The sequence below is a fragment of the Aminobacter sp. P4_H6_2 genome (genome assembly GCF_056400805.1).
Window position 1 is genome coordinate 1 of sequence record NZ_JBFUKO010000426.1, and the last position, 4,707, is coordinate 4,707.

Here is a 4,707-nt window from a genome sequence, read left to right on the forward strand (position 1 = left end):
GCCATGTGACGTGCGAATTGAAAATTCTTCGCCACGCGCCGTAGTCGTTGTTTTGGCGCTTTACTGGAAAATCAGCCACATATGGACGTCGTTGTCGTCGAGTCACCGAACAAGGTGAAAAGCATCAACAAGTATCTGGGTCGGAACTATAAGGTTCTGGCCTCGTTCGGCCATGTCCGCGATCTGCCCGCGAAGGACGGCTCGGTCAAGCCGGACGACGATTTTGCCATGTCGTGGGCGGTCGACGCTGCGTCGTCGAAACGGCTGAGCGACATCGCCAAGGCAGTCAAGGAGGCCGACGGCCTGATCCTCGCAACCGATCCGGATCGCGAAGGGGAAGCCATCGCCTGGCACGTGCTCGAGGTGCTGAAGCAAAAGCGCGTGCTCAAGGACAAGACGATCAAGCGCGTCGCTTTCAACTCGATCACCAAGCAGGCCGTGCTCGAGGCCATCGCCAATCCGCGCGAGATCGACCCTCAGCTGGTCGACGCCTATCTGGCGCGCCGCGCACTCGACTATCTGGTTGGTTTCACCCTCTCGCCTGTGTTGTGGCGCAAGCTGCCGGGCGCCCGCTCGGCCGGCCGCGTCCAGTCGGTGGCGTTGCGCTTCGTTTGTGACCGCGAGACCGAGATCGAGCGCTTTGTGCGCGAAGAATACTGGCAGGTCGCAGCCATACTTGGCACGCCGCGTGCGGAAAAATTCGACGCAAGGCTTACCGTCTTTGACGGCAAGAAACTGCAAAAGCTCGACATCTCCTCGCAGGCAATGGCCGACGACATCAAGGCGATGCTCGACGGGGCGAGCTTCAAGGCACTGTCGGTCGAAGCCAAGCCGACCAAGCGTAATCCGGGACCGCCCTTCACCACCTCCACGCTGCAACAGGCCGCATCCTCGGGCCTCGGCTTCTCCGCAAGCCGTACCATGCAGGTAGCGCAGAGGCTCTATGAAGGCATGGAGATCGGTGGCGAGACCGCCGGTCTGATCACCTATATGCGTACCGACGGCGTGCAAATGGCGCCCGAAGCGATCGAGGCCGCCCGCGAGGCGATCGGCAAGGAGTTCGGTGCAAAGTACCTGCCCGAAAAGCCGCGCCATTACACGACCAAGGCCAAGAACGCCCAGGAAGCGCACGAGGCCATCAGGCCGACTGATTTTTCGCGGACGCCGAGCGAGATGCGCAAGTTTCTCGATGCCGACCAGGCACGGCTCTACGAGATGATTTGGAAACGCGCCATCTCCAGTCAGATGCAGCCGGCCGAGATTGAGCGCACGACCGTCGAGATCGAGGCGCGCAACGGCGCAAGGACCGCCGGTCTGCGCGCCGTAGGCTCCGTCACCCGCTTCGATGGGTTCCTCGCCGCTTATACCGAGCAGAAGGATGAGGATTCGGAGGACGAAGAAACCCGTCGCCTGCCCGAGATCCGCGCCGACGAGGTGCTCAAGCGCGAAGCCATCAACGCCACGCACCACACCACCGAGCCGCCGCCCCGCTACTCCGAAGCGAGCTTCATCAAGAAGATGGAAGAGCTCGGTATTGGCCGGCCGTCGACCTATGTCGCGACGCTCAAGACGCTTGAAGACCGCGACTATGTGAAGATCGAAAACCGCAAGCTCATGCCTCAGCCCAAGGGCCGGCTTGTGACCGCGTTCATGGAGAGCTTTTTCCGAAATTACGTGGAATACGACTTCACCGCCTCGCTCGAAGAAAAACTCGACGAAGTCTCCGACGGCAAGCTCGCCTGGCGCGACGTGCTGCGCGATTTCTGGAAGGACTTTTCCGGCGCGGTCGACGAGATCAAGGAACTGCGCGTCACCGACGTTCTCGACGCGCTGAACGAAGAACTCGCGCCTTTGGTCTTCCCCGAACGCGAGGACGGCTCGAACCCGCGTATCTGCCCGAAATGCGGTACCGGCAACCTGTCGCTCAAGCTCGGGAAGTACGGCGCCTTCGTTGGTTGTTCGAATTATCCCGAATGCGGCTTCACCCGTCAGCTCGACGGCCCCGGCGCAAATGGCGACAATGGCGGTCTCGAAGACGGCACCAAGGTGCTGGGTACCGATCCCTATACCAGTGAAGAGATCACGCTGCGCAGCGGGCGATTCGGGCCTTACATCCAGCGCGGCGATGGCAAGGAAGCCAAGCGCTCCAGCCTTCCCAAGGGCTGGACGCCGGCATCCATCGATCACGAAAAGGCGCTCGCTCTGCTGGCGTTGCCACGTGACGTTGGCCAGCACCCCGAATCCGGCAAGATGATCTCGGCCGGTCTCGGCCGTTACGGTCCGTTCGTGCTGCATGACGGCGCCTATGCCAATCTTGAAAGCATCGAGGACGTGTTCTCGATCGGCCTGAACCGCGCCGTGACCGTGATTGCCGAAAAGCAGGCCAAGGGCAAAGGTGGCCGGGGCGGCGGAACGCCGGCAGCACTCAAGGATCTGGGCGAGCATCCAGCCGGCGGCGGTAACATCACCGTGCGCGATGGCAAATACGGTCCCTACGTCAATTTCGGCAAGGTCAACGCTACCTTGCCGAAGGGCAAGGATCCGGCGACTGTTACGGTGGAAGACGCACTTGCATTGATCGCTGAAAAAGAAGCGAAAGGCGGCGGGGCCAAGAAGCCGGCCCGCGCGGCGGCCAAAAAACCGGCCAGCAGCGCAGCTAAGAAAACCGCCGCCAGCAAGACCAAAAAGAAGGACTGACGCACCTTGGCGCGAAAGATCACCGGACGAAACGCCGGCACCAGACGCGCYGCAAGCGACGAGGTCCGTGGCAAGGACGTCTATCGCCCGTCGCGGGACGAGATTCTGCGCTATATCGCGGAGAATCCAGACCGCAGTGGCAAGCGTGACATCGCCAAGGCTTTCGCGCTCAAGAACGACGATCGCATCTGGCTGAAGCACCTGCTGCGTGAGTTGCAGGACGAAGGCCTGCTCGAAAAGAGCCGCAAGCGGCTGACGCGCGTCGGTGCTTTGCAACATGTCGCCGTGCTCGACATCTTTGGCAGAGACGCCGAAGGCACGCTTCTGGCGCGCGCCTCCGAGCAGCTTGATGGCCCGATCGTCGCCATCAAGCTGTCGCGCGGCGGCAATGGCCCGACTCCCGGCGTTGGCGACCGCGTCTTGGCGAAGACCTTCCCCATTGAGGATCACCTCGGCGACGACAACGAGCCGGCCTACACCGCGCGCGTGATGAAGATATTCGAAAAGCGCAGCGACACCGCACTCGGCATCTTCCGAATCCTGAAAGACGGCACCTTCCGCATCGAGCCGGTCGAACGCCGCCAGCCTGAGCTTGTTGTCGACAAGGATTCTCAGAACGGAGCCAAGGAGGGCGACCTCGTCGAAGTCGTTCCCGAACGGGCCAGCCGCTACGGCCTGCCGCGTGCCAAGGTCGTTTCGGTTCTGGGTTCGCTGACCAATGAGAAGGCGGTCTCGATGATCGCTATCCATGCCCACGACATACCCCACATCTTCCCTGCCGAAGTGATCGCCGAGGCCGAGGCAGTCAAGCCGGCAACGCTTGACGGCAAGCGCGAAGACTGGCGCGAACTGCCGCTGGTCACCATCGACCCGGCCGACGCCAAGGACCATGACGACGCGGTCTATGCTGTGGCAGATACCGATGAGAAAAACCTAGGCGGTTTCATCGTCACCGTCGCCATCGCCGACGTCGCGACCTATGTCCGGTCAGGCACGGCACTCGACAATGAGGCGCTGAAGCGCGGCAATTCGGTCTATTTCCCTGACCGCGTCGTGCCGATGCTGCCCGAGCRCATCTCCAATGATCTGTGTTCCCTGCGCGAGGGCGTCGACCGTCCGGCACTTGCCGTGCGCATGACGTTTTCGGCGGAAGGCCGCAAGGTCAGGCATTCCTTCCACCGCATCATGATGCGGTCGTCGGCCCGCCTTGCCTATCCGCAGGCACAAGCTGCCATCGACGGCATGCCCGACGACAAGACCGGACCGATCCTGGAGACGATTCTCAAGCCGCTTTGGGCAGCTTATGACGTCCTCAAGCGCGGACGCGACAGCCGCCAGCCGCTCGAACTCGACCTGCCCGAACGAAAGATCCTGCTCAAGCCGGATGGCACTGTCGATCGTGTCATCGTTCCCGATCGCCTCGACGCCCACAAGCTGATCGAGGAGTTCATGATCCAGGCCAATGTCGCGGCAGCCGAAACGCTGGAAAACAAAAAGCAGAAGCTCGTCTACCGCATCCACGACGGCCCTTCGCTCGCCAAGCAGGAATCGCTGCGCGAGTTCCTCCAGACCATCGGCCTGTCAYTGGCACGTGGCGCCGAGATGCGGCCGGCCCAGTTCAACGGCATTCTCGAACGCGTGCGCGGTGAAGACAACGAGCAGCTGGTCAACGAAGTTGTGCTGCGCTCGCAGAGCCAGGCCGAGTACAACCCCGACAATATCGGCCACTTCGGTCTCAATCTGCGCCGCTACGCGCATTTCACCTCGCCAATCCGCCGCTATGCCGACCTGATCGTCCATCGCGCGCTGATCGGCTCGCTGGGCTTGGGTGCAGGCGGACTGACGTCTTCCGAGGAAGCGCGACTGGAAGAGATCGCCGGCCTGATTTCGCAGACCGAACGCCGTGCCATGGCCGCCGAGCGCGAGACTGTCGACCGGCTGGTCGCGGGCTTTCTGGCCGAGCGCGTCGACGAGATTTTCGACGCGCGCATCTCGGGCGTGGTCAAGGCG

Annotated in this window: 2 protein-coding genes; both read left to right on the forward strand. The window is 62.2% G+C overall.

Translation table 11 applies throughout. From position 1 onward, the window contains the following. Positions 1–81 precede the first annotated feature (81 nt). The gene (gene topA / locus AC1DUU_RS23460) at positions 82–2,697 is read left to right on the forward strand and encodes a type I DNA topoisomerase (protein ID WP_476785788.1); all 2,616 of its coding nucleotides are present in this window, start codon (positions 82–84) and stop codon (positions 2,695–2,697) included. A 6-nt stretch (positions 2,698–2,703) separates the two neighbouring features. After that, the coding region (gene rnr / locus AC1DUU_RS23465; protein WP_476785789.1) for a ribonuclease R at positions 2,704–4,707 on the forward strand (2,004 nt) is incomplete at its 3' end.

What these genes read in the sequence shown, in the direction of transcription:
- topA (WP_476785788.1), top strand. Translation starts at nt 82, where the DNA reads ATGGACGTCGTTGTCGTCGAGTCACCGAACAAGGTGAAAAGCATCAAC.